Genomic DNA, 26,099 nt, shown 5'->3' with positions numbered 1-26,099 from the left:
ATGATAGCGAATTGTCGCTATGCTTGCATTGTTAATCGGGAAGAGGAGTAAACCGTGCGTATAGGTATCGATTTAGGCGGTACGAAAACGGAAGTTATCGCGCTTGGCGATGCGGGTGAACAGCTTTTTCGCCATCGCCTGCCGACGCCGCGTGATGATTATCGACAAACCATAGAAACCATCGCCGCGCTGGTGGAGATGGCGGAAAAAGCCACCGGGCAGACGGGAACCGTAGGGATGGGCATTCCCGGTTCAATTTCGCCCTACACCGGAGTGGTGAAGAATGCCAACTCGACCTGGCTTAACGGGCAGCCTTTTGACAAAGACTTAAGTGCGCGTCTGAACCGCGAAGTCCGCCTGGCAAACGATGCTAACTGCCTGGCTGTGTCTGAAGCGGTCGATGGCGCGGCGGCGGGGGCGCAGACGGTGTTTGCGGTAATTATTGGTACCGGCTGTGGTTCCGGCGTGGCGCTAAATGGCCGGGTGCATACCGGTGGGAATGGCACGGCGGGCGAGTGGGGGCATAATCCGCTGCCGTGGATGGATGATGATGAGCTGCGTTATCGGCAGGAAGTACCCTGTTATTGCGGTAAACAAGGCTGTATTGAAACCTTTATCTCAGGGACCGGTTTTGCCACTGATTATCATCGCCTGAGCGGGAACCCGCTAAAAGGCAGTGAAATTATCCGTCTGGTAAACGAACAGGATGCGCTGGCGGAACAGGCGCTGAGCCGATATGAATTACGCCTGGCGAAATCATTAGCGCATGTGGTGAATATTCTCGACCCGGATGTCATTGTGCTGGGCGGCGGAATGAGCAATGTCGACAGGCTGTACCAAAACGTTCCGTCACTGATTAAGCAGTTTGTTTTTGGCGGTGAGTGTGAAACGCCTCTGCGCAAGGCGTTACACGGTGACTCCAGTGGCGTGCGCGGCGCAGCCTGGCTGTGGCCGCAGGTATAAACGTTTACGTCGCGGGTGCAACCTGTTGTTGCACGCCGCGCTTCAGGCGACCATAGATCAGCAGTGATGACATCGCGGAAAAAGACAGTAGAGCCGCAGGGATCGTGACGTAGTTGTAGGCAAAGCCCAGCGTCAACATTAAGCCGCCGAAGTAAGCGCCAATTGCGCTACCCAGATTAAAGGCCATTTGCCCACCGGCCGCTCCCAGCAGTTCACCGCCCTTCGCGTTTTGTAGCAGTAAAATTTGCAGCGGTGCTGATAGCGCAAATAGACCCGCACAGCAAATAAAGGCGAACGTCAGCGAGGCGGCTTTGATGCCGCCGAATGCAAACAGCAGCAGCAGAGCCAGTACAATCACAAAATCGGTTACTACCGCAATGCGTAGCGGCGTGTAGCGACCAGACAGTCGACCGCTCAGCAGGTTGCCTAACACCATTCCCAGCCCAACCAGCATCATGATGAAAGTCATTAGCGTTGCGGAGAAACCAGAGATGTACATCATGTAGGGTTTTACGTAGCTGAACCAGGCAAAAACACCGGCGTTCCCAAACATGGTGGCGGAGAAAATGAGCCACGGTGCGGGACTTTTCAGAAAGTGAAATTGCTCGCGTAGCCTGCCTTTTGCTTCATCACGGAGGTTGGGTACCCAAAAGATAACCGATAGAATAACGGCGATGTTAAACACGGCAATCAGCAGAAACGTGTAGCGCCAGCTAAACGTCTGACTCAGCCAGGTGCCAACAGGAATGCCAATCAGATTGGCGACGGTCATGCCGGAAATCATGCCCGCTACCGCGGCGGTAACTTTACCAGGGCGCGCCAGCTTTGACAGGATAATCGCGCCGACGCCAAAAAATGCCCCGTGTGGAAACCCGGAGACCAGCCGGCCTACCGCCAGCATAAAATAGCTGGAAGAGAGGGTGAAGATGGCGTTACCGACGACACAGAGTGTGACCAGAAACAGCAGAATATGCTTGAGCGAAAAACGATTGGAAAACACGGCAATAATGGGTGCGCCGATGACAACGCCAAAGGCGTAAAACGAAATCATATGGCCAGCATCGGGGATAGAAATGCCCACGTCACGCGCCAGTTCGGTTAATACGCCCATAATGCCAAACTCGGCCATGCCCAACCCAAACGTCCCGAGGGCTAAAGAGAAAATGACTTTTTTCATACTACCTGCCAACAATAAAGACGCAGGATGTGCGCCACTGCGTCGAATGCTCGCCGCCAATAAAGGGATAGCTTGCGGATAAGAAAAAGAGATTGCCATTTCATATCCGTCTTTGTGTATTCACGATCGTGCTATGTATTATGCCGGATGGTGCTTACGCTTATCCGGCCTGTGAAACCGCACCCATGGGGCGATTACTCCACCGCAAATATCTTGTCGAGTTTGCTGTAGCCTAATCCATTGATTTTTTTCACCTTAATCTGCACCGGAATACGTTCTTTCATCGCTTCGACGTGGCTTATCACGCCAATGGTCTTGCCTGTGGCGTTCAGGGCATCCAGCGCGTCGAGGGCGGTATCCAGCGTTTCGCTATCCAGCGTGCCGAAGCCTTCATCGAGGAACAGGGAGTCAATGCGTGTTTTGTGACTGACCAGGTCGGACAACGCCAGCGCCAGCGCCAGGCTCACGAGGAAGCTCTCGCCGCCGGATAGCGTGCGGGTATCACGCACGGCATCGGCCTGCCAGGTATCCACCACTTCGAGTTCCAGCGCCTCACTGGCCTTGCGTTGCAACAGATAGCGGCCATGCAGACGGGTTAGCTGGTTGTTGGCAAGCCAGACCAGATTATCCAGCGTTAGCCCTTGGGCAAACTTGCGGAATTTATCCCCCTCTTTTGAGCCGATCAGGGCATTCAGATAGCCCCAGTCTTCGACCTGCTGTGCGACCTTTTCAATCTCCAGCATCAGTGTCTGCTGCTGCTGGCGGTTGTCTGCATCCTGTTTGAGCTGCTGGCGAATTTCGCCCTGGCGCGTGGTGTTATCCCGCAGTTGTTGCGTGAGATGTGCCAGTGCATCGCGAAGATATTCCACGGTGAGTGTGAGATCCGCGCCGGCAGGCGGTTGCTGCTGATGCGTTGCCAGCGCCTGCTGAGCCTGGTTAAGTAGCGTTTGCATCTGTTGTAGCTGGCCTTCCAGCGACTGCTTAAGCTGCTCAAGATGGTTAAATGCCTCTTCATCCAGCAGGGCGGCAAGGAAGGCGTCGCGATCGTCAAAAACACTGGCCTGCAATGCGGCATCAAACTGCGCCTGAATCTCTGCTGCGCGTTGTGCTTCCTGGGCTTCCTGCTGTTGCAACGATTGCCACTGGCCCTGTAATGAGAGGCAGTCATCGTGCACCTGCCGCCAGTTTTCCAGCACCAGATCCTCAGCGCTTTCAGAAAGCGCATCGGTTTCTGGCAGCGTTTCCAGCAGTGGCGCAAGCTGGGCAATCCGGGCCTGTAATGCGGTCAGTTCGTTCTGGCGCTGTTGCCACATTTGCGTTTCGTTCGCCCGTTCGCTCAGCCATGAGGCGACGTCACCCTCAGCCGGAAGGGCCAGACCATGGCGGGCCAGTTCGGCGGTTAGCGTCGCCTGACGCTGGGCAATATGCTGCTGGAGCTGAGTAATCTGTTCCGTATGCGCGGTGATTTGCGCCTGCAAGGTATGACGCAGGCTCAGGTGGTGAAGCTGTTGCTCGTGCTCTTCCTGAGCTGCAAGCCACGGGGCGATATCATCCTGCGGTTGCAACGTTATGTTCAGGCTGGCAGTCAGCGTCTGCCACTCTTGAGTAAGTGCTTGCTCCTCCTGAGAAAGCGTCTGTACCTCGCGTTCATCACGCAGTAGCTGCTGGGTTATCGCGTCGAGCTGTCCGCGTAGCGTTGACCCCTCATCTGCCAGCGTTTTGACCTCTTTTTCTAATGCTTCACGCCGCGCCTGATTGACGCTGAGTTCGAGTGTTTGATAGTGCTCAATGGCCGGGTGCGTCGTGGAGCCACAAAGCGGACAAGGCTGTCCGGATTGCAATAAAGCACGCTGGCTTTCCAGATCTTTAATCCGTGCTTCCTGCTCGCAGAGCGTTTTTACATCGGTCAGATGCTGATTTTTATCTTTATAACGCTGACGTTTTTCTGCCAGGGCCGCGTTGCGTTGCGCTTGCTCCTGCTGCCGCTGCTGTATTGTGGTGCGTAGCTGTACCAGCTGTTTTTGTTTCGGCGCAATTTGTCCATGCAGATTGCTCAGTTGCTGGCGGAATAGACGCAACTGTGAGTGCTGCGCCAGCGCTACCGTGACTTCTTGCGCGCTAAATGACAGCGAGGGAAGCGGCAGTGCATCCAGCTTGCGTACGTCGCTGTCGCGGAGTTTTTGCCACTGACGTAGCTGGTCGTTAGCGTCAGATTGCTGTGCCAATAGCGCTTTCCATCCCGCCAGTTCGCTGCTCCATAAGCGGAAACGGTCATGTTCGTTCAGCCAGTCGGTTAGCGTCTGCTGTTCGGTGAGCAGAGTCGCCGACTGTATTTGTGCCCGCTGACGGATGCGCCCACGCAGCGCTAAGCTGCTTTGTAAGCGAGCATTTACTTCCTGAATATTCTGTCGTGTTCGGCTGAGCGTGGCGGATTGTTCCTGAATTCGCTCCCAGTACGGACGCAATGCTCTGGCGGGATGTGCCAGGCTGAGTGTCGCCAACTGCGGTTGTGCTTTATCTTGCGCCTCTTGTGCGGTCTGTAATGCTTGCTGGTGGCGGCTTACTTCTGCCTGCAGCTCATTTTGTCGGATGAGCCAATTAAGATGCTGTTGCTGGATTTGCTGACGGGTAAGATGCTGTTTTTCTTCGTCAGTAAGTACCTGCAAACTTTCTGTCAGGGACTGTACCTGCTCTGGTGCTAACAGCGCCACGCCGCTGGCCTGGGCCTGTAGTTTTTCCAGCTCCGTGCGCGCTGCTTTGTGCTTTTCAAACACCATGGCGGAGATTTGGCCGTAAATCTCTGTGCCGGTCAGCTCTTCCAGCAGTTCGGCGCGCTCTTTCGGTTTGGCATTGAGAAATGCGGCAAACTGCCCCTGAGACAGCAGCATCGAGCGGGTAAAACGGCCGTAATCCAGCCCGGTAAGCTCGGCGGTCATTTCCAGCTTGTCTTTAACTTTATCGGCGAGAATTTTGCCATCGGCGCAACGAGCCAGTTCGACACGCGGAACCTGCAGATTGCCCTCAGGCTGATTGCGCGCGCGGTTCTGGCTCCAGAATGCGCGATAGGCTTCGCCTCTGACTTCGAATTCAACTTCGGCCAGACATTCCGCCGTATCGCGGGTCATCAGGTCGTTTTGCGACTGCGATACGGTATTGAGTCGTGGTGTTTCGTGGTACAACGCGAGGCAAATGGCGTCCAGCAGGGTGGTTTTCCCGGCACCGGTTGGACCGGTGATGGCGAACAGCCCGTTGCTGGCAAAAGGCTCTGCCGTGAAATCAACTTTCCATTCCCCTTTCAGGGAGTTGAGGTTTTTCAGGCGCAGACTGAGAATTTTCATGCTTCAGCCTCCCCGGCAAGCGTCTGTACGGTTGCGCTAAACAGCTGATTAAGCCGCTCACGCTGTGGTTCTTCAAGTTCTTCCAGCGCCAGGCGGCGGTCAAAAACCTCCGCCACGCTCAGTTCGCTTAATGTTTCACGACGTTCATTGACCATGATGCGCTCGCGCTGTTCCCGACTGCGGCGCACCAGTAACACCTCTACCGGTAAATCTTCGGTCAAGGCCTGGATTTTACGCTGCATATCATGCAGATAGTCATCGGTGGTAATTTCAATATCCAGCCACACCGGCGGATCTTGCTGTACGTTGCGCCACTGCTCAAGCTGGGCGGTAATGGCGGCGAGATCGCCTTTCAGTACCGCAAGCGGCTGGGTGACCGGTACGGTGAGATTCTCAACGGCGCTCAGCTTACCGTTTTCAAAGCTCACCAGGTGGACGCATTTGCTTTTGCCGCACTCGTCAAAACTAAGCGCAATCGGCGAGCCGCAATAGCGAATATGTTCTGTACCGCCGATGATCTGCGCCCGGTGAATATGTCCCAGCGCAATGTAATCCGCCGGTGGGAAATTTTGTGCCGGAAAAGCATCCAGCGTCCCAATATAAATATCACGTACGGCGTCACTTTTACTGGCGCCGACGGTGGTCAGATGCCCTGTCGCAATAATCGGCAGATTCTGGTCGCCACGCAGCGCGCTGGCGTTCTGATATTGCTGTTGGTAATAGTCGGTGATTGCACCTAATAAATGCTGCTGCTTTTCGTGACCGGTTAGCCCCGCCTGACTGGTAATGATGTCACGTGGACGTAAAAAAGGAACCGGGCAAAGGATCGCGCCCGGCGTGCCGTCGCGTTGAGGTAGCACTTGCGGCGCGTGGCCCGCGCTGGCCACGACCGTGGTGTTGAGAAACGCCAGAATATCGCGGGACTCATTGAGCGTGGCGACGGAGTCGTGGTTGCCTGCCAGCACCACCAGATGACAGCCGGTTTGCTGCAGATTAACGACAAAACGGTTATACAGCTCACGGGCATAGCTTGGCGGTGAGCCGGTATCAAAAATATCGCCTGCCACAATAATGGCATCCACCTGATGGGATTGTGCCGTTTCCAGCAGCCAGTCGAGAAAGGCCTGGTGTTCAGCGGCGCGGCTCTTGCTGTAGAAATTTTGGCCCAGATGCCAGTCAGACGTGTGGAGGATGCGCATAAGAGTTCCATGACAAAAAAACGATGGCGGAGATTATAACCTTGCAAGGGCGGTAATATCTTGTTTCCGGGCTGTCATAATTCGCCTGGCTGCGTTAAACCTGGACTATCTTTTCATAAATCTGTCATAAAAGTGACGCATAATGCCACGGTATTGATGGCAAACGATTTAATTATAAACAGGGCAAATCATGGCGAGACGTATTCTGGTCGTAGAAGATGAAGCTCCAATTCGTGAAATGGTCTGCTTCGTGCTCGAGCAAAACGGTTTTCAACCCGTAGAAGCCGAAGACTATGACAGTGCTGTGAACCAACTTAATGAACCCTGGCCGGATCTCGTCCTGCTTGACTGGATGCTTCCCGGCGGCTCGGGTCTACAGTTTATTAAACACCTCAAGCGGGAAGCGATGACGCGGGATATCCCCGTGATGATGCTGACGGCGAGAGGTGAAGAGGAAGACCGCGTCCGGGGTCTGGAAACCGGTGCGGATGATTATATTACCAAGCCGTTTTCTCCCAAGGAGCTGGTGGCGCGTATTAAAGCGGTTCTGCGTCGTATTTCACCGATGGCGGTGGAAGAGGTTATTGAGATGCAGGGGCTAAGCCTTGATCCGACCTCGCATCGCGTGATGACCGGAGAGGATCCGCTGGATATGGGGCCGACCGAATTCAAACTGTTGCACTTCTTTATGACCCACCCTGAGCGCGTCTACAGCCGTGAACAACTCCTCAATCATGTCTGGGGAACCAATGTCTACGTGGAAGACCGGACAGTGGATGTGCATATTCGCCGGTTGCGTAAAGCGCTGGAGCATAGCGGACACGATCGTATGGTGCAGACGGTACGCGGGACGGGATATCGCTTTTCGACCCGCTTCTGACTGCAAGTAATAAGAGCCTGAGGGATTAGGCTGTAAATGGAGTAAGACGTTTGCTTGAACGATTGTCATGGAAAAGGCTGGTACTGGAGCTGATCCTCTGCTGCATACCGGCTTTTATCCTTAGCGCTTTTTTTGGTTATCTACCCTGGTTTTTACTGGCGTCGGTAACGGGCCTGCTTATCTGGCATTTCTGGAACTTATTGCGTTTGTCCTGGTGGCTGTGGGTCGACAGGAGTATGACGCCTCCACCGGGTCGTGGCAGTTGGGAGCCACTGCTCTACGGCCTGCATCAAATGCAGTTGCGTAACAAAAAGCGCCGTCGCGAATTGGGTAACCTCATTAAACGCTTTCGCAGCGGGGCGGAATCGCTACCCGACGCAGTGGTGCTAACCACCGAAGAAGGCGGTATTTTCTGGTGTAACGGACTGGCACAGCAGGTTTTAGGGTTACGCTGGCCGGATGATAGCGGGCAAAATATTCTTAACTTGTTGCGCTACCCGGAGTTCACACAATATCTGAAAACACGCGACTTTAGTCGGCCAATTAATCTGGTACTCAACACCGGACGGCATCTGGAAATTCGCGTAATGCCCTACACCGATAAGCAACTGCTAATGGTGGCGCGCGACGTTACCCAGATGCACCAACTGGAAGGTTCACGACGTAACTTTTTCGCCAACGCCAGCCATGAGCTACGTACCCCGCTGACGGTGTTGCAGGGCTACCTGGAAATGATGCAGGAACATCCGCTGGAAGGGACGACGCGCGAAAAAGCGCTGCATACCATGCGTGAACAAACGTACCGTATGGAAGGGTTAGTGAAGCAGTTGCTGACACTGTCGAAAATTGAAGCCGCACCGGCGATGATGCTCAATGAAAAGGTGGATGTGCCGATGATGCTGCGCGTGGTCGAGCACGAAGCGCAAACGCTGAGCCAGCACAAACATACGTTTACTTTTGATGTTGATAACAGCCTGAACGTGCGGGGGAACGAGGAGCAGTTGCGTAGCGCTATCTCGAATCTCGTCTATAACGCGGTGAATCATACGCCTGCGGGAACACACATTACCGTACGTTGGCAGCATGTGGCCTCGGGGGCGGAATTTTGTGTGGAAGACAACGGTCCAGGCATTGCCGCCGAGCATATTCCACGCCTGACCGAGCGTTTTTATCGTGTAGATAAAGCACGATCCCGACAAACGGGGGGGAGCGGATTAGGTCTGGCGATTGTGAAGCATGCTCTGCATCATCACGACAGCCGTTTGAATATCGACAGCGAACCAGGCAAAGGGACTCGTTTTAGTTTTGTGCTCGCGGAACGTTTAATTGCCAAAAACAGCGGTTAAAACGTATTCGTAAGCTTATCTTTCCAAAAGCCAGCGTAAGTTGGCTTTTTTTGTTGCAGTCAATAAAGAGTTCCTGAATTTTACGACGTTTGATTGTTTTTTGTTCGCATGATTACCCATGTCTTTTTCCAGGGAATGGTGTTTTGTGCTAGCTCAATTTTTCATATCGCTATATTGTTCTGGTTTTTAGATCCCACCTTGCTTTAAAACGTTATAAGCGTTTAAATTGCGCTCCAGGTGCTGTCATACCGACTGCATTTACGCGGTAAATCGAAAAACTATTCTTCGCCGCGCCAGGCAGGGAGAATTTCCCGCTGGAATTGCTTAAAAATGCCGCTGTATCATCCCGCAGGGAAAGGCAGAAAATTAAACGTTTTCAACACCACATCCACAGGCAGTAAGACTTTATGACCCATCAGTTAAAATCGCGCGATATTATCGCTCTGGGATTTATGACATTTGCACTGTTCGTTGGTGCAGGTAACATTATTTTCCCCCCAATGGTTGGTTTGCAGGCAGGCGAGCACGTCTGGACTGCAGCCTTTGGCTTCCTGATTACCGCCGTGGGCCTGCCGGTACTTACCGTGGTCGCACTGGCGAAAGTGGGCGGCGGCGTGGACAGCCTGAGCACGCCTATCGGTAAAGTTGCCGGTCTGCTGCTGGCTACCGTCTGCTATCTTGCCGTGGGGCCATTATTCGCCACGCCGCGTACCGCGACGGTCTCTTTCGAAGTCGGGATTGCACCGCTGACCGGTGATTCTGCGCTGCCGCTGTTCATCTACAGCGTGGTGTACTTCGCGATTGTGATTCTGGTGTCACTGTATCCCGGCAAACTGCTGGATACCGTGGGCAACTTCCTTGCTCCATTGAAAATTCTGGCGCTGGTTGTGCTTTCCGTGGCGGCGATTGTTTGGCCAGCGGGCCCGATCAGCAATGCAATGGAAGCCTATCAAAATGCGGCATTCTCGAATGGCTTTGTGAACGGCTATCTGACGATGGATACGCTGGGCGCGATGGTATTTGGTATTGTTATTGTTAACGCCGCCCGCTCGCGTGGCGTTACCGAAGCGCGTCTGTTGACCCGTTACACCGTCTGGGCTGGCCTGATGGCGGGCGTGGGGTTAACGCTGCTGTACCTCGCGCTGTTCCGCCTGGGTTCAGACAGTGCGACGCTGGTCGATCAATCTGCTAACGGTGCGGCAATTCTGCATGCGTATGTTCAGCACACCTTCGGTGGTGCAGGCAGCTTCCTGCTGGCGGCGTTGATTTTCATCGCCTGTCTGGTGACTGCGGTTGGCCTGACCTGTGCGTGCGCTGAATTCTTCGCGCAGTATGTTCCGCTGTCTTATCGTACGCTGGTGTTTATCCTTGGCGGTTTCTCGATGGTGGTCTCTAACCTGGGTCTGAGCCATCTGATTCAGATCTCTATTCCGGTGCTGACGGCTATCTATCCGCCATGTATCGCACTGGTTGTATTAAGCTTTACCCGCTCATGGTGGCATAATTCTTCCCGCGTCATTGCACCTGCGATGTTTATCAGCCTGATTTTTGGTATCCTTGATGGCATTAAAGCTTCTGCAATTGGTGATGTCTTACCAGCCTGGACCCAGCGTTTACCGCTGGCAGAACAAGGGCTGGCGTGGTTGATGCCAACAGTCGTGATGGTGGTCCTGGCCGTTATCTGGGATCGCGCAGCGGGTCGACAAGTGACCTCCAGCGCACACTAATATCACTGACAATAAGTTTTAACCACGGGGCTATTAATATGGCCCCGTGGTTTTTTTATTGTGTTAACAGGTTAGGAATCGATGGAAAGTAATAATAAGCTAAAGCGTGGGCTGAGCACCCGGCACATCCGCTTTATGGCATTAGGTTCAGCAATTGGTACCGGGCTGTTCTACGGTTCAGCCGATGCCATCAAAATGGCGGGGCCGAGCGTGTTGCTGGCCTATATTATCGGTGGCGTCGCGGCGTACATTATTATGCGTGCGTTGGGCGAAATGTCAGTCCATAACCCCGCAGCCAGCTCTTTCTCGCGCTATGCGCAGGAAAACCTCGGACCATTGGCTGGTTACATTACCGGCTGGACCTACTGTTTTGAAATCCTGATTGTCGCCATTGCCGACGTGACAGCCTTCGGTATTTACATGGGCGTCTGGTTCCCGGCCGTACCGCACTGGATTTGGGTACTCAGCGTAGTGCTGATTATCTGCGCTATCAACCTGATGAGCGTGAAGGTGTTTGGCGAGCTGGAGTTCTGGTTCTCATTCTTCAAAGTCGCCACCATTATCATCATGATTGTCGCCGGTTTTGGCATCATTATTTGGGGGATTGGCAACGGCGGGCAGCCTACCGGGATCCATAACCTGTGGAGCAACGGCGGTTTCTTCAGCAACGGCTGGCTCGGCATGGTGATGTCGCTACAAATGGTGATGTTCGCCTACGGCGGGATTGAGATCATCGGTATTACCGCAGGTGAAGCCAAAGATCCGGAAAAATCTATTCCGCGCGCCATCAATTCCGTACCGATGCGCATCCTCGTGTTTTACGTGGGGACGCTGTTCGTCATTATGTCGATTTACCCGTGGAATCAGGTCGGTACCGACGGTAGCCCGTTTGTCCTGACGTTCCAGCATATGGGCATTACCTTTGCAGCAGGTATCCTCAACTTTGTCGTCCTGACTGCGTCGCTGTCGGCCATCAACTCTGACGTCTTCGGCGTGGGGCGTATGCTGCACGGTATGGCGGAGCAGGGCAGCGCCCCGAAAATGTTCGCCAAAACGTCACGTCGTGGCGTGCCATGGGTCACGGTAATGGTGATGACCATCGCGCTGCTGTTTGCGGTGTATCTTAACTACATCATGCCGGAAAATGTCTTCCTGGTGATCGCCTCTCTGGCAACCTTCGCAACTGTTTGGGTGTGGATTATGATCCTGCTGTCGCAGATTGCCTTCCGTCGTCGCCTGCCGCCGGAAGAGGTCAAAGCGCTGAAATTTAAAGTGCCGGGTGGGGTGGCGACAACAGTTATTGGCCTGATTTTCCTGGTCTTTATCATCGCGCTCATCGGCTACCATCCGGATACCCGCATTTCGCTGTACGTCGGCTTTGCGTGGATTGTTCTGCTGCTGGTTGGCTGGGTTTTCAAGTGCCGCCGTGAGCGCCAACTGGCTGAAGTGCAGTAATATTTTTGCCGGGTAGTCATGTTGGTTCGTAGTTGAATTTGGCAATTGTTCTTTATTTTTAAAAACGAAGTTGATTACTCAGCTTCGTTTTTTTATTTGTATAAAAACGGTGAATGCTTTTTGTTTAAAAATAAAGAATAATAATTATTTTCTTTGTTTGTTATCAAATTATTATGAGCGCTTTTTGAAAGTTTGATGAAGCCTTTTATGTTATTCTTTCTATGGTTTTTTATATGCTTTCTTGTAAGGCATAACTATTATTAATGAGATTAAATGAGGCTCTTTATGGGTGGAATAACTAATGCAGCAGACCGTTCTACAACGAGTAAAACTTATAATAACCCTGGGGTTAAGGTTGATAATACATGTAAGGTTTCTGTCCTTAACTCTGCAACTAACAAATTAGTTGGGGTGGCAAATATTGGTAAAATACCCACAAATGTTAGTAGTTCAATATCGCAAGGATCACAACCATTACTACAGTCTGGTATAAAGAAGGCCAGTATAGAGATTTTTGTGCAGAATCCTCCACAGCTGCCACCCCGTAACTCTGTGCTCAAGCAGGCTTCGGTGCAGAATCCTCCACAGCTGCCACCCCGTAACTCTGTGCTCAAGCAGGCTTCGGTGCAGAATCCTCCACAGCTGCCACCCCGTAACTCTGTGCTCAAGCAGGCTTCGGTGCAGAATCCTCCACAGCTGCCACCCCGTAACTCTGTGCACACGCAGGCTTCGGTGCAGAATACCCCACAGCCTGCATCCCCTGGAGCAGAAGACACGTGGAAGCCGGAGTTAAAACGTGAAGTTCTTCTACAGCCAGAAACAAAGGTAACGAGTAATCCAAAGAGTCATGTATCGAAAAATGCAACTATTCAAGCGGAGAATGTTGCTAAGGTAAAAAACGACGTTGTAAAGAAAAAAAATGATGTTCCAGAAAAAAAACCACTTAAGAATAAAATTCTTCATTTTTTTCATATTCACCGCAGCAAGAATGCCCTGCTAAATGTGGAACAGAGAAAAGCGTTAGCTTATGAAAATAGAGACTCAATTAATAATGGTGTTAGGAATATTCTTGCTCTCGATGAGCCTAAAGATAATGGCTCAACACGTCTTGAAGAATTTGGGGTTTTTAGGGAGGCGCATAGCGGAGCCAATAACACTCAAAGATATTTTCAACAAACCATAAAAAAAATGGATAAAGGTAATAAAGATCTGCTTGGTAATCGTGACGATGTAGTTGCTTTCTTTAATATATTCAAATATGCCATCAATCAGGCATACAGTGAAATGAAAAGTGGTCAAGATAAGGAAACAGCCAAGGATGCTTTCAACGAAATGGTGTCATTGCTCGGTTCAATGCAGCAGCATTTTGCTAATGCCGATAAAAATACCTATAACTTTAATAATGTAGCGCAAGTTATGTTCAGGGATATGCCTGAAGTGCTCTCCCATCTAAATTTGGAAAAGCCTACTTTCAATTTGCCTGATAGCCAATAAGTATTCATTTTTTTTACCGGGTAGTTTTGCGTTACCCGGTAATTTTCTCCTCCCCCGCGCTCCTCCCCCAATAAACGTTAAGATGATGAGTGATCCTGCTCGTCGCTATGGCAAGGTGACGTCATTATCATCAAAGGGGATACGTGATGTTGAACGCCTGGCACCTTCCGGTTGCCCCATTTGTGAAGCAAAACAAAGATCAACTGACGATTACGTTATGGCTGGCAGGGGAAAATCCTCCTCAGCGCGTGACGCTACGCGCGGAAAACGATAACGAAGAAATTTCTCTGTGCATGCACAAACAGCGTAGCCAACCGCACCCTGGTGTCACCGCGTGGCGCGCGGCGATCGATCTTACCAGCGGGCAGCCCCGCCGACGCTATAGCTTTAAATTACTGTGGCTCGATCGCCAGTTGTGGTTCACCCCGCAGGGATTCAACCGCTTTCCGCCTGCGCGTCTGGAGCAGTTTGCTGTTGATGTACCGGATAACGGTCCGCAGTGGGTTGCCGATCAGATTTTTTATCAGATTTTCCCGGATCGCTTTGCCCGCAGCCAGTCGCGTGAAGCGGCTCAGGATAACGTCTATTACCACCACGCGGCCGGACACGACATCGTGCGGCGCGAGTGGGACGAGCCGCTTACGGCTCAGGCCGGTGGTTCGACGTTTTATGGCGGAGATTTGGACGGCATCAGCGAGAAACTGCCGTATCTGAAGGCGTTAGGGGTAACGGCGCTGTACCTGAATCCGGTGTTTACCGCGCCGAGCGTACATAAATACGATACTGAAGATTATCGCCATGTTGATCCGCAGTTTGGCGGCGACAGGGCGCTGCTACGCCTGCGTCACAACACGAAACAGCAGGGGATGCGGCTGATTCTCGACGGTGTCTTTAACCATAGCGGCGATTCGCACGCCTGGTTTGACCGACATAATCGCGGGACGGACGGAGCATGCCATAATCCGGATTCCCCCTGGCGCGACTGGTACCATTTCTCTGATGATGGGGTTGCGCTGGACTGGTTGGGGTACTCAAGCCTACCCAAACTGGACTTTTCCTCTGAAAGCCTGGTGAATGAAATTTATCGTGGCGAAGACAGTATTGTTCGCCACTGGCTAAAAGCGCCATGGAGTATGGACGGCTGGCGTCTGGATGTGGTGCATATGCTGGGCGAGGCCGGTGGTGCACGTAATAACTTGCAGCATGTCGCCGGAATTACACAGGCGGCGAAAGAAACCCAGCCAGAGGCGTATGTGGTGGGCGAGCATTTTGGCGACGCGCGCCAGTGGTTGCAGGCCGACGCGGAAGATGCCGCCATGAACTATCGCGGTTTTACTTTCCCCCTCTGGGGATTCCTCGCCAATACCGATATTTCATACGACCCACAATATATTGACGCTCAGACCTGTATGGCGTGGATGGATAACTACCGCGCGGGGTTGTCGCATCAGCAGCAGTTGCGCATGTTTAATCAGCTCGACAGCCACGATACTGCTCGCTTTAAGTCTCTGCTTGGCAAAGACGTTGCACGGTTACCGCTGGCGGTGGTGTGGCTGTTTACCTGGCCTGGCGTACCCTGTATTTACTACGGTGACGAAGTGGGGCTGGACGGGAATAACGATCCGTTTTGCCGCAAGACGTTCCCGTGGCAAAAGGAAAAGCAGGATAGCGCGCTGCTGGCGTTATACCAACGACTGGCAAAATTACGTCACCAGAGCCAGGCGCTCCGCCACGGTGGATGTCAGGTGATTTACGCCGAGGATAACGTGGTGGTGTTTGTACGCGTGCTAAACCGCCAGCGCGTGTTGGTGGCGATTAACCGCGGTCACGCTTGTGAAGTCGTGCTGCCAGCCTCACCATTGCTCAATGTCAGTCAATGGCGGCACAAAGAGGGCAAAGGCCAACTCGTCGATGATATCCTGGCGCTGCCCGTAATATCGGCTTCAGTCTGGATGAGTCATTGATACAAGCGCGAAATTGCCTCACTGGCCAGCAGCGCGTCTCGCCACCAGCGCTGCGCCAGTCCTTCGCTACTATTGCGCCATGCCATATAGGCGACGTCTTTTTGACGAAATGAGATAACCGTCTTTTCCACCAGTTCACCGCTGGCAATCCATGGGCTGGCAATGTGGCGGGGGAGAAATCCGCAGCCCATTCCCGCCCGCAGCAGCACCACCTTACTGTGGAAATCATCGACGCGAATTTGAGCCTGTTCATCCATCAGGTTGGTCTGTAATGGGTGGCAAAAGCGAGCGCTGTCGCTGATAACAATCGCCCGGTGCAGGCACAATTGCTCGTTCGTCAGACCATCGGGTGCCGCAGCCAGCGGATGCTCAGGTGCCACGACAAAGACATTGTCCAGCGTGCCGAGCATTTTGTAGGACCAGGCGGCGGATGTGGGCGGTTCATTAATTGCGCCGAGGATAATATCCGCTCCATTATGGGTCAGTTCTTCCCATGAACCTGCCAGCGTATGGTGGGTGAAGTTGAGACGGGTTTGTTTATTAAGTGCATGAAATTCATCAATAATGGGTAGCAGTGCGGCAAAGGGAAAAGAATCATCGAGCGCTATTGCCAGCTCCTTTTCCCAGCCGGAACTTAGCTGTATTGCCTGCTTTTCGAGATCTTTTGCCGCACTCAGCAGTAGACGCCCCTTTTCCAGCATCATCCGTCCGGTGTCGGTGAATTTTGCCCGGTGTCCGGAACGGTCAAGCAATTCGATGTTCAGATCGCTTTCCAGCTTCTGAATCATATAGCTGAGTGCCGCAGGGGTTTTAAACAGCGATTCGGCCGCCGCAGCAAATGACCCCTGTTTGTCGAGTGCATCGAGGATCAGCAGAACATCCAGATTGAGGCGCATAAGCAGAAAATATCCTGAAAATTAAACCTCTCTGTTTTACCGAATGGAGAAAAACAATGCCAGTGAATAAATTAGATGAGTCATGCGCATTTTTTTGATGTTGTTTAGGATATATCGCGACACAGAACTAATAGTTTCACAGGACGGTAAGTTTTCTTTAATAACTCGTTAGAAATTTCCCGCTATACTCAACAAGCTTTCTGATTCAGGATCCTGTTGCTGACGGCAGATACAGACCGTTGCCTTTTAACTTATTGATTAAGAAGGTGTGCTATGTCTATTCGGGAACTGATTGACCCTCAAAACTCCACGCTAATTTTTATTGACCATCAGCCGCAAATGTCATTTGGTGTGGCGAATATTGATCGCCAGACATTGAAAAATAATACCGTTGCATTAGCCAAAGTCGGGAAAATATTCAATGTTCCAGTAATTTATACTTCAGTGGAAACGAAAAGTTTTAGCGGATATATCTGGCCGGAATTGTTAGCTGTTCACCCTGATGTGAAACCGATTGAACGTACGTCTATGAACTCCTGGGAAGATGCAGCCTTTGTTAAGGCGGTAGAAGCGACCGGGCGTAAAAAACTGATTATTTCCGCGTTGTGGACCGAAGTCTGCCTGACCTTCCCGGCGCTGATGGCGCTGGAAGCGGGCTACGAAGTGTATGTGGTAACAGACACTTCAGGCGGCACGTCGGTGGATGCCCATGAACGTTCCATCGATCGCATGGTGCAGGCGGGTGCCGTACCTGTGACCTGGCAACAGGTTCTTCTTGAGTACCAGCGCGACTGGTCCCGCAAAGAAACCTACGACGCCGTCATGGATTTGGTGCGTGAACACAGCGGTGCTTACGGTATGGGTGTGGATTACGCGTATACCATGGTGCATGGCGCGCCGGAACGTAAAGCCTGAATACACGCCATCTTTCATGTTGCCTCTTTGTTGGCTTAGTTTGCGTACCCTGGTCACTGACTTATGTAAGTGACCGGGGCTACACAATCTTGCCGCCTCGATGTTTCATGAATAATTGTGTATTGCTTTCATGGCTTAAGCAGGTCAATTTCCCGTTAGCAAGGAACCTTTCATGGCGCAGAACAAACATGTGACGTTGGTAATTACTCACACCCTGCGGCCTGACCAGGCGCAGCGTTATGAGCAGTGGTTGGGGAAAATCATGCCGCTGGCCGCCGAGTTTCCCGGGCATCTTGGGGCGAATGTCATTCGACCCACAGATGGACAAAACCTGTGGAACATCATCATTCGCTTCGACACCCTTGAGCATCTGTATAACTGGACTCAATCCGATACGCGCCGGGAGCTGGTTGAGGAAATTGCGCCGCTGCTGGCCGAAGGCGATAAAACAGAAGTGCGCACCGAAGCGGCCTTCTGGTTTACGCCGCCAGCCCCCCATGTACGTCAGCCCAAACGTTGGAAGCAGTTTTTGATAACGCTGCTGGTGATTTTCCCCAGTACCAACCTGGTGCCGTGGCTGACCGGTATTCTGCTGCCTTCAATGAAAGGCTCGTTACTCCTGCATCTGATTAATGATGCCTGTGTGGTTGCGTTGGTGGTCTGGTTGTGGATGCCCATCGTAACCCGTCTGTTTGCCGGATGGCTGAAAAAAGCCTGACCGGTTTCTCAGGAGATTGTTATGTCTCAAACTGCCACACTGATTCTGACTCACGGAAAAATTCATACTCTCGAAAAGCAAAGCCCACAGGTAGAGGCGGTGGCGATCGCCAACGGGAAGATTCTGGCGACCGGTAGCCATGATCGGATCATGAGCTTTGCCACCGAAGGGACGCAGGTTGTCGATCTGCAGGGGCATACGGTGATCCCCGGTCTGAACGATTCGCACCTGCACCTGATTCGCGGCGGCCTGAATTACAATCTGGAATTACGTTGGGAAGGCGTACCGTCACTGGCGGACGCGCTACGTATGCTCAAAGAGCAGGCGGACAGAACGCCGTCGCCGCAATGGGTACGCGTAGTGGGCGGTTGGAGCGAATTCCAGTTTGCCGAACGGCGCATGCCAACCCTCGAAGAACTCAATGAAGCCGCCCCGGATACTCCGGTTTTTGTTCTGCATCTCTATGACAGAGCGCTGCTGAACCGCGCCGCGCTGAAAGCCGTTGGCTACACCAAAGCCACACCGGATCCGGCGGGGGGAGAGATTGTGCGTGACGGCAATGGTAATCCAACCGGAATGTTGATAGCCAAACCGAATGCCATGATCCTCTATTCGACGCTGGCGAAAGGGCCAAAACTGCCGTTAGAGATGCAGGTTAACTCGACCCGCCAGTTTATGCGTGAGCTGAACCGCCTCGGGCTGACCAGTGCCATCGATGCCGGCGGCGGCTTCCAGAACTATCCGGAAGATTACGAGATCATCGAGCAACTGCACGCGAACCAGCAGATGACGGTGCGTATTGCCTACAATCTGTTTACCCAGCGTCCGAAGCAGGAAGTGGAAGATTTTGAGCGCTGGACGGATATGCTCAAACCCGGGCAGGGAACCGATTTCTATCGTGCTAATGGGGCAGGGGAAATGCTGGTCTTCTCGGCGGCTGACTTCGAAGATTTCCTGCAGCCACGTCCGGATTTACCGGAAGGGATGGAAGAGGAACTGGAGCGCGTGGTTCGTCACCTCGTGGAGCACCGCTGGCCGTTCCGCCTGCATGCCACCTACGATGAATCCATCAGCCGCATGCTGGACGTGTTTGAGAAGGTAAATCACGATATCCCGTTCAATGGCCTGCACTGGTTCTTCGATCACGCCGAAACGATTACGGAACGGAATATCGAGCGCGTTAAAGCGCTGGGCGGCGGGATTGCTGTTCAACACCGAATGGCGTTCCAGGGCGAATATTTTGTCGATCGTTATGGCAAAGATGCGGTCAAACATACGCCGCCAGTGGCGAAAATGCTGGCGGCGGAAGTGCCGGTCGGGCTGGGAACTGACGCCACCCGCGTGGCCAGCTACAACCCGTGGACCGCGCTCTACTGGCTGGTTTCGGGCCGTACCGTTGGCGGAATGGCGATGTATGATGATAACAACCGCTTGCCGCGCGACGTGGCGCTGGAACTGTGGACGGCTGGCAGTGCCTGGTTCTCCAGCGAGCAGGGTAAGAAAGGGCGTATTGAAAAGGATCAACTGGCAGATCTGGTGGTGCTGTCAAAAGACTATTTCAGCGTGGCGGAAGAAGAGATCAAAGGCATTGAGTCAGTGATGACCATTGTCGATGGCAAAGTGGTTTATGCGGCCGGACATTTCTCCCCGCTGGCCCCTCCAGCGATTCCGGTTGTCCCTGACTGGTCGCCGGTGGTGAAGGTACCGGGACATTATCGCTCAGCGCCGCCGGTTGCGGCGAAGGTTGGAGCAATGGTGCAGATGCATCAGTGCTGCGGAAGCTGTGGTGTACATGGCCATCAGCATGATATTGCGCGTAAATCAGGGATACCGGTATCAGATGATCGGGCCTTCTGGGGGGCGCTCGGTTGTTCCTGCTTCGCGTTTTAAGGGACGGGTCAGCGCCAATGAAAAAGGCCGCTTTTGCGGCCTTTTTTCGATTCATGCCAATTACAGGCTGGAAACGTTTTCGGTCAGGTATTTTGCCACGCCGTCCGGAGACGCGTTCATACCTTCTTTACCTTTTTCCCACTGTGCCGGGCAAACGTCGCCGTGTTCTTCGTGGAACTGCAGCGCGTCAACCATGCGCAGCATTTCGTCGATGTTACGACCCAGCGGCAGGTCGTTAACCACCTGGTGGCGAACGACGCCGTTAGCATCGATCAGGAAAGAACCACGCAGAGCAACGCCCGCTTCCGGGTGCTCAATGCCGTAGGCTTTCTGGATTTCGCGTTTGATATCAGCAACCATTGCGTATTTCACTGCACCGATGCCGCCTTTGTCGACAGGGGTGTTACGCCATGCGTTGTGGACAAATTCAGAGTCAAAAGAAACGCCAACCACTTCAACGCCGCGCTTCTGGAATTCTTCGTAACGTTTGTCGAATGCGATCAGTTCAGACGGGCAAACGAAGGTGAAGTCCATCGGCCAGAAGAACAAAACGGTAGTTTTACCGTTGGTATGCTGTTTGAAGTTGAAGTTTTCAACGATCTCACCGCTACCCAGTACCGCAGCTGCTGTGAAGTCCGGAGCCTGACGAGTTACCAGTACCATATAAATTCTCCTGCAAAGTTAAGGGGTTTTTGGAACGCAACGCGGGCCAGTATAGAGAGTGTTCGGGAATAAGACAAAGAGGCGCTGGCAATCAATGAGACAGGTTTTGTCTATCAATCTTTTGCCGGATGACGGCTACTGCTTATCCGGCGCGTCATGCGGGCGACAATCAAAGGGTCTTACGCCGTGCCAGATCCATCATCTGTGGGTAAAACTGCCAGAAGCGTTCTTCTAAGGCATCGTAATGGGTGTCCAGGTCGTACCATGAATCGCGCAGGGCATCGAGCCGCGGGCGACGGCTGGCCATGCCATTGAGCACATCCTGGATAAAATCCATGTCGCGATAGCGCTCGAGCCATTTCTCTGACCACATATAATTGTTCAGATTGATAAAGCGCGGCGGTGATTCTGGCAGAATAGTGGCAACCTGGGTGTGCGCATAGCGCACAAAGTCCGTCAGCGGGAAATCGGGAGAGATTTCTGACCAGTGGCGCGACAAAAAATGATCCCACATGACGTCCAGCGTAATTGGCGCGACGCGACGCGTTTCGCTACGAAACCACTCCTTGGCTTCACGCACCTGTGGCAGGTTATCGGTCATCACGTCAATTCGACGATGCATGAAAATGCCTTCCACCACGTCAGGCGAGTAGTGCGTTTGGGGATTACCCCGGACAAAATCGGCCAGCAGATTGCCGGAAAGCGAGCTGTCGGCAAGGTGAGCGAGATGCAAATGTGCAAGAAAATTCATAGTTAAACGTTTATCCAGAGGGGTAAAGGTTGCAGGGAGAACGCCCCGGCACTAGACTACCCGCCTCTTATTTTAGTCTGAGTCAGTGTCATGCGCGTTACCGATTTCACCTTTGAATTACCCGAATCCCTGATTGCTCACTATCCGCAAGCTGAGCGCAGCAGTTGCCGCTTGCTGTCACTGGATGGGCCGACGGGCGCGCTGACGCATGGTACTTTCACTGATTTGCTCGATAAGCTCAACCCTGGAGATCTGCTGGTCTTTAATAACACCCGCGTGATCCCGGCTCGTCTGTTTGGCCGTAAAGCCAGCGGCGGCAAGATTGAAGTGCTGGTCGAGCGTATGCTGGATGACAAGCGTATTCTGGCGCATATTCGTGCGTCGAAAGCGCCGAAGCCGGGCGCCGAGCTGCTGCTGGGCGACGACGAAAGTATTAAAGCAACGATGGTCGCCCGCCATGACGCGCTGTTTGAAGTTGAGTTTAACGACGAACGCAGTGTGCTGGATATCCTCAACGCCATCGGCCATATGCCGCTGCCGCCGTATATCGACCGTCCGGATGAAGACGCTGACCGCGAACTGTACCAGACGGTGTATAGCGAAAAACCGGGCGCCGTCGCCGCGCCAACCGCGGGTCTGCACTTTGACGATCCGCTGCTGGCTAAACTGCGCGATAAAGGCATTGAGATGGCGTTCGTCACGCTACACGTCGGCGCGGGTACTTTCCAGCCGGTGCGCGTAGACACCATCGAAGATCACATCATGCACTCCGAGTATGCGGAAGTGCCGCAGGATGTGGTTGATGCTGTGCTGGCGGCAAAAGCGCGCGGTAACCGCGTTATTGCCGTGGGCACCACCTCCGTGCGTTCACTGGAAAGCGCAGCGCAGGCTGCCAAAAACGACCTTATTGAACCGTTCTTCGGCGATACGCAGATCTTCATCTATCCAGGCTATCAATACAAAGTGATAGACGCGTTGGTGACCAACTTCCATCTGCCGGAATCGACGCTGATTATGCTGGTTTCCGCCTTTGCTGGTTATAAAAACACCATGCACGCCTATCATGAAGCGGTAAAAGCGGAATATCGCTTTTTTAGTTACGGTGATGCCATGTTTATCACGTACAATCCGCAGGCTATTTCTGAGCGACCGTGAGAAGGCTATCTCACTTGCCATTTTGATGTCGGGCAGTGCTCGCCATCCTCACGTACTGCGTGTACGCTCCGGTGGCTGTGCGCTGGCCGCCCCCAAACTGGCTGCGCCGATTGCGCCTTCGCCAGTGGGTTAATATATTTTTACTCCGTGGAGTGATTCCGTGGGGAAAGTTTAATCATCAGACTGTCTCTCTGATGCAGGAGAAAAAATGAAATTTGAACTGGATACCACAGACGGTCGCGCCCGCCGCGGCCGCCTGGTTTTTGATCGTGGCGTAGTGGAAACGCCTGCCTTTATGCCGGTCGGTACTTACGGCACTGTTAAGGGTATGACGCCGGAAGAAGTTGAAGCGACCGGCGCACAGATCATCCTCGGCAACACCTTCCACCTGTGGCTGCGCCCGGGCCAGGAAATCATGAAGCTGCACGGCGATCTGCACGATTTCATGCAGTGGAAAGGGCCGATCCTCACCGATTCCGGCGGCTTCCAGGTGTTCAGCCTGGGCGACATCCGTAAGATCACCGAGCAGGGCGTGCATTTCCGTAACCCGATCAACGGCGATCCGATTTTCCTCGATCCTGAGAAGTCGATGGAGATTCAATATGATCTCGGTTCCGATATCGTGATGATCTTCGACGAATGTACACCGTATCCGGCTGACTGGGACTATGCTAAACGCTCGATGGAGATGTCTTTGCGTTGGGCGAAGCGCAGTCGCGACCGTTTTGATAGCCTCGGCAACAAAAATGCGCTTTTTGGCATCATTCAGGGCAGCGTTTACGAAGATTTACGTGATATCTCCGTCAAAGGTCTGGTAGATATCGGCTTTGATGGCTACGCTGTCGGCGGTTTGGCTGTTGGTGAGCCGAAGGAAGATATGCACCGCATTCTGGAGCATGTTTGCCCGCAGATCCCGGCAGATAAACCGCGTTACCTGATGGGCGTCGGCAAACCAGAAGATCTGGTTGAAGGCGTGCGTCGCGGTATCGATATGTTTGACTGCGTGATGCCAACGCGAAATGCCCGTAATGGTCATTTGTTTGTGACTGACGGCGTGGTAAAAATTCGTAACGCGAAACATAAAAGCGACACCAGTCCGCTCGATGCTGAGTGTGATTGCTACACCTGTCGCAATTATTCGCGCGCTTACTTGCATCATCTTGACCGTTGCAACGAAATATTGGGTGCGCGACTCAACACGATTCATAACCTTCGCTACTACCAGCGTTTGATGGCGGGTTTACGCAAGGCTATTGAAGAGGGTAAATTAGAGAGCTTCGTGACCGATTTTTACCAACGTCAGGGTAGACCAGTTCCACCTGTGAATGTTGATTAATTTTAATAATGAGGGAATTTGAATGAGCTTTTTTATTTCTGATGCGGTAGCGGCAACAGGTGCTCCGGCGCAGGGCAGCCCGATGTCTCTGATTCTGATGCTGGTGGTGTTTGGTCTGATTTTCTACTTCATGATCCTGCGTCCGCAGCAAAAGCGTACCAAAGAACACAAAAACCTGATGAACTCCATTGCGAAAGGCGATGAAGTGCTGACCAATGGTGGTCTGGTGGGTCGCGTGACCAAAGTAGCTGAATCCGGCTACATCGCTATCGCGCTGAACGACACCACTGAAGTGGTTATTAAACGTGATTTCGTAGCTGCCGTTCTGCCGAAAGGCACCATGAAGGCGCTGTAATTTATTGTTTTCCCAAAGGGAACTGCCGTGTTAAACCGTTATCCTTTGTGGAAGTATGTCATGCTGATCGTCGTCATTGTCGTCGGTCTGCTCTATGCGCTTCCCAACCTGTATGGTGAGGATCCGGCTGTTCAAATCACTGGCGTGCGCGGTGCCGCCGCCAGTGAGCAAACGCTGATCCAGGTCCAGAAAACGTTACAAGAAGATAAAATCACACCTAAGTCTGTGGCTCTGGAAGAGGGTGCTATTCTCGCGCGCTTTGACTCCACTGATACCCAACTGCGCGCACGTGAAGTGTTAATGGGCGTATTGGGCGATCAATACGTCGTGGCGCTTAACCTTGCTCCGGCAACTCCGCGCTGGCTGGCAGCCATTCACGCTGAACCGATGAAACTCGGTCTTGACCTGCGTGGCGGCGTTCACTTCCTGATGGAAGTGGATATGGACACCGCGTTGAGTAAGTTGCAGGAACAAAATATTGATAGCCTGCGCAGCGATCTGCGTGAAAAAGGCATTCCTTATACTACCGTTCGCAAAGAAGATAACTACGGTCTGAGCATCACCTTCCGTGATAGCAGCGCCCGTGATGAAGCTATCTCTTACCTGAGCAAGCGTCACCAGGATTTGGTTATTTCCAGCCAGGGCAGCAATGCACTGCGTGCGGTGATGACCGATGCGCGCCTGAGCGAAGCCCGTGAGTACGCGGTACAGCAGAACATCAACATTCTGCGTAACCGTGTTAACCAACTGGGTGTTGCTGAGCCGGTGGTACAACGTCAGGGTGCTGACCGCATTGTGGTCGAACTGCCGGGTATTCAGGATACCGCGCGGGCGAAAGAAATTCTGGGCGCGACCGCGACGCTGGAATTCCGTCTGGTAAACACCAACGTTGACCAGTCTGCTGCGGCATCCGGGCGTGTACCGGGTGATTCGGAAGTGAAACAGTCTCGTGAAGGTCAGCCGGTTGTGCTGTACAAACGCGTGATCCTGACCGGTGACCATATCACCGATTCTACTTCCAGCCAGGACGAATACAATCAGCCTCAGGTTAACATCTCGCTCGATAGCGCGGGTGGTAACATCATGTCCAACTTCACCAAGGACAACATCGGTAAGCCGATGGCGACCCTGTTCGTGGAGTACAAAGACAGCGGTAAGAAAGATGCCAACGGTCGTGCCATGCTGGTGAAACAGGAAGAGGTGATTAACATCGCCAACATCCAGTCTCGCCTGGGCAACAGCTTCCGTATTACCGGTATCAACAACCCGAATGAAGCGCGTCAGCTTTCTCTGCTGTTACGTGCCGGTGCGTTGATTGCGCCGATTCAGATTGTGGAAGAACGTACCATCGGCCCAACCCTGGGTATGCAGAACATTAAACAGGGTCTGGAAGCGTGTCTGGCCGGTCTGGTGGTGTCTATCCTGTTCATGATCTTCTTCTATAAGAAGTTCGGTCTGATCGCGACCAGTGCGCTGATTGCTAACCTGGTGCTGATTGTCGGTATTATGTCGCTGCTGCCAGGCGCTACGCTGAGTATGCCGGGGATTGCGGGGATCGTCTTAACCCTTGCCGTCGCGGTCGATGCGAACGTACTGATCAACGAACGTATCAAAGAAGAGTTGAGTAACGGGCGTTCGGTGCAGCAGGCCATCAATGAAGGTTATGCGGGCGCATTTAGCTCCATCTTTGATGCGAACATTACGACGCTGATCAAGGTCATTATCCTGTACGCAGTTGGCACTGGGGCAATTAAAGGGTTCGCGATTACTACCGGTATTGGTGTGGCGACGTCGATGTTTACCGCGATTGTCGGTACACGTGCCATCGTAAACCTGTTGTATGGCGGCAAGCGCGTCAAAAAGCTGTCAATCTGAGG

The 26,099-nt window shown here is 52.8% G+C and carries 20 protein-coding genes; 14 read left to right on the top strand and 6 right to left on the bottom strand.

All coding sequences use genetic code 11. The annotated features are described in order from the left end of the window. Window positions 1-54 precede the first annotated feature (54 nt). Entirely contained in the window at window positions 55-963 is a 909-nt protein-coding gene (mak, locus tag I6L54_RS19860; protein WP_005120934.1) for a fructokinase, read from the top strand. 4 nt (window positions 964-967) lie between these two features. Here mak and araJ read toward each other — a convergent pair whose 3' ends face one another. The 3 genes from araJ to sbcD all read right to left on the bottom strand — a co-directional run bounded on the left by araJ (window position 968) and on the right by sbcD (window position 6,677). Then, window positions 968-2,140, bottom strand: a complete 1,173-nt coding sequence (gene araJ, locus I6L54_RS19855; RefSeq protein ID WP_040232897.1) for an MFS transporter AraJ — start codon at window positions 2,138-2,140, stop codon at window positions 968-970. Between the two features lie 194 nt (window positions 2,141-2,334). After that, window positions 2,335-5,478, bottom strand: a complete 3,144-nt coding sequence (gene sbcC, locus I6L54_RS19850; RefSeq protein WP_040232754.1) for an exonuclease subunit SbcC — start codon at window positions 5,476-5,478, stop codon at window positions 2,335-2,337. Further along, window positions 5,475-6,677, bottom strand: coding sequence for an exonuclease subunit SbcD (gene sbcD / locus I6L54_RS19845; RefSeq protein ID WP_040232752.1), 1,203 nt, complete (start codon window positions 6,675-6,677; stop codon window positions 5,475-5,477). Before sbcD ends, sbcC begins: the two co-directional genes overlap by 4 nt. A gap of 190 nt (window positions 6,678-6,867) precedes the next feature. On the opposite strand from sbcD, the gene phoB reads away from it, so the two are divergent. The 6 genes from phoB (at window position 6,868) to malZ (ending at window position 15,543) form a co-directional block, all read left to right on the top strand. After that, window positions 6,868-7,557 (top strand): phosphate response regulator transcription factor PhoB, encoded by a 690-nt coding sequence (gene phoB, locus I6L54_RS19840; protein WP_003021496.1) that lies wholly within the window; start codon window positions 6,868-6,870, stop codon window positions 7,555-7,557. Between the two features lie 50 nt (window positions 7,558-7,607). Continuing rightward, on the top strand, window positions 7,608-8,903 hold the full coding sequence (phoR, locus tag I6L54_RS19835) for a phosphate regulon sensor histidine kinase PhoR (RefSeq protein ID WP_040232750.1): 1,296 nt from the start codon (window positions 7,608-7,610) through the stop codon (window positions 8,901-8,903). 407 nt (window positions 8,904-9,310) lie between these two features. After that, window positions 9,311-10,630 carry a branched-chain amino acid transporter carrier protein BrnQ gene (brnQ, locus tag I6L54_RS19830; RefSeq protein ID WP_040232748.1) on the top strand — a complete coding sequence of 440 codons (1,320 nt, stop codon included), beginning with the start codon at window positions 9,311-9,313 and terminating at the stop codon, window positions 10,628-10,630. An 81-nt stretch (window positions 10,631-10,711) separates the two neighbouring features. Beyond that, entirely contained in the window at window positions 10,712-12,085 is a 1,374-nt protein-coding gene (gene proY, locus I6L54_RS19825) for a proline-specific permease ProY (RefSeq protein WP_040232747.1), read from the top strand. A 285-nt stretch (window positions 12,086-12,370) separates the two neighbouring features. After that, window positions 12,371-13,579 (top strand): hypothetical protein, encoded by a 1,209-nt coding sequence (locus tag I6L54_RS19820; RefSeq protein ID WP_217124628.1) that lies wholly within the window; start codon window positions 12,371-12,373, stop codon window positions 13,577-13,579. Window positions 13,580-13,725: 146 nt separating this feature from the next. Further along, window positions 13,726-15,543, top strand: coding sequence for a maltodextrin glucosidase (gene malZ, locus I6L54_RS19815; RefSeq protein WP_040232743.1), 1,818 nt, complete (start codon window positions 13,726-13,728; stop codon window positions 15,541-15,543). On the opposite strand, the gene I6L54_RS19810 is transcribed toward malZ, so the two are convergent. After that, window positions 15,537-16,439, bottom strand: coding sequence for a LysR family transcriptional regulator (locus I6L54_RS19810; protein ID WP_040232741.1), 903 nt, complete (start codon window positions 16,437-16,439; stop codon window positions 15,537-15,539). The genes malZ and I6L54_RS19810 overlap by 7 nt on opposite strands. Before the next feature lie 273 nt (window positions 16,440-16,712). On the opposite strand from I6L54_RS19810, the gene I6L54_RS19805 reads away from it, so the two are divergent. From I6L54_RS19805 to I6L54_RS19795, 3 genes are all read left to right on the top strand, one after another. After that, the gene (locus I6L54_RS19805) at window positions 16,713-17,354 is read left to right on the top strand and encodes a hydrolase (protein WP_040232739.1); all 642 of its coding nucleotides are present in this window, start codon (window positions 16,713-16,715) and stop codon (window positions 17,352-17,354) included. Window positions 17,355-17,526: 172 nt separating this feature from the next. Then, window positions 17,527-18,072, top strand: a complete 546-nt coding sequence (locus I6L54_RS19800) for an antibiotic biosynthesis monooxygenase (RefSeq protein WP_005125120.1) — start codon at window positions 17,527-17,529, stop codon at window positions 18,070-18,072. A 21-nt stretch (window positions 18,073-18,093) separates the two neighbouring features. Further along, window positions 18,094-19,962 (top strand): amidohydrolase, encoded by a 1,869-nt coding sequence (locus I6L54_RS19795; protein WP_040232737.1) that lies wholly within the window; start codon window positions 18,094-18,096, stop codon window positions 19,960-19,962. A 60-nt stretch (window positions 19,963-20,022) separates the two neighbouring features. Here I6L54_RS19795 and I6L54_RS19790 read toward each other — a convergent pair whose 3' ends face one another. Both I6L54_RS19790 and acpH read right to left on the bottom strand, forming a co-directional pair. Then, the gene (locus I6L54_RS19790; protein WP_003021524.1) at window positions 20,023-20,625 is read right to left on the bottom strand and encodes a peroxiredoxin; all 603 of its coding nucleotides are present in this window, start codon (window positions 20,623-20,625) and stop codon (window positions 20,023-20,025) included. A 169-nt stretch (window positions 20,626-20,794) separates the two neighbouring features. Further along, window positions 20,795-21,376: an ACP phosphodiesterase gene (acpH, locus tag I6L54_RS19785; RefSeq protein WP_005125122.1), complete on the bottom strand. Its 582-nt coding sequence runs from the start codon at window positions 21,374-21,376 to the stop codon at window positions 20,795-20,797. A 90-nt stretch (window positions 21,377-21,466) separates the two neighbouring features. On the opposite strand from acpH, the gene queA reads away from it, so the two are divergent. The 4 genes from queA to secD all read left to right on the top strand — a co-directional run bounded on the left by queA (window position 21,467) and on the right by secD (window position 26,097). Continuing rightward, window positions 21,467-22,531, top strand: a complete 1,065-nt coding sequence (gene queA, locus I6L54_RS19780) for a tRNA preQ1(34) S-adenosylmethionine ribosyltransferase-isomerase QueA (RefSeq protein WP_005125124.1) — start codon at window positions 21,467-21,469, stop codon at window positions 22,529-22,531. 208 nt (window positions 22,532-22,739) lie between these two features. After that, window positions 22,740-23,867: a tRNA guanosine(34) transglycosylase Tgt gene (gene tgt, locus I6L54_RS19775; RefSeq protein ID WP_003021535.1), complete on the top strand. Its 1,128-nt coding sequence runs from the start codon at window positions 22,740-22,742 to the stop codon at window positions 23,865-23,867. Between the two features lie 22 nt (window positions 23,868-23,889). Further along, the gene (yajC, locus tag I6L54_RS19770) at window positions 23,890-24,222 is read left to right on the top strand and encodes a preprotein translocase subunit YajC (protein WP_003021544.1); all 333 of its coding nucleotides are present in this window, start codon (window positions 23,890-23,892) and stop codon (window positions 24,220-24,222) included. Between the two features lie 27 nt (window positions 24,223-24,249). After that, window positions 24,250-26,097, top strand: a complete 1,848-nt coding sequence (gene secD, locus I6L54_RS19765) for a protein translocase subunit SecD (RefSeq protein WP_005125127.1) — start codon at window positions 24,250-24,252, stop codon at window positions 26,095-26,097. The last annotated feature ends 2 nt before the right edge of the window (window positions 26,098-26,099 follow it).

The sequence above is a fragment of the Citrobacter pasteurii genome, assembly GCF_019047765.1.
Taxonomy (GTDB): Bacteria; Pseudomonadota; Gammaproteobacteria; order Enterobacterales; family Enterobacteriaceae; genus Citrobacter; species Citrobacter pasteurii.
Note: the sequence above shows the minus strand (reverse complement) of the source record. Positions and strands in the feature narration are given on the sequence as shown.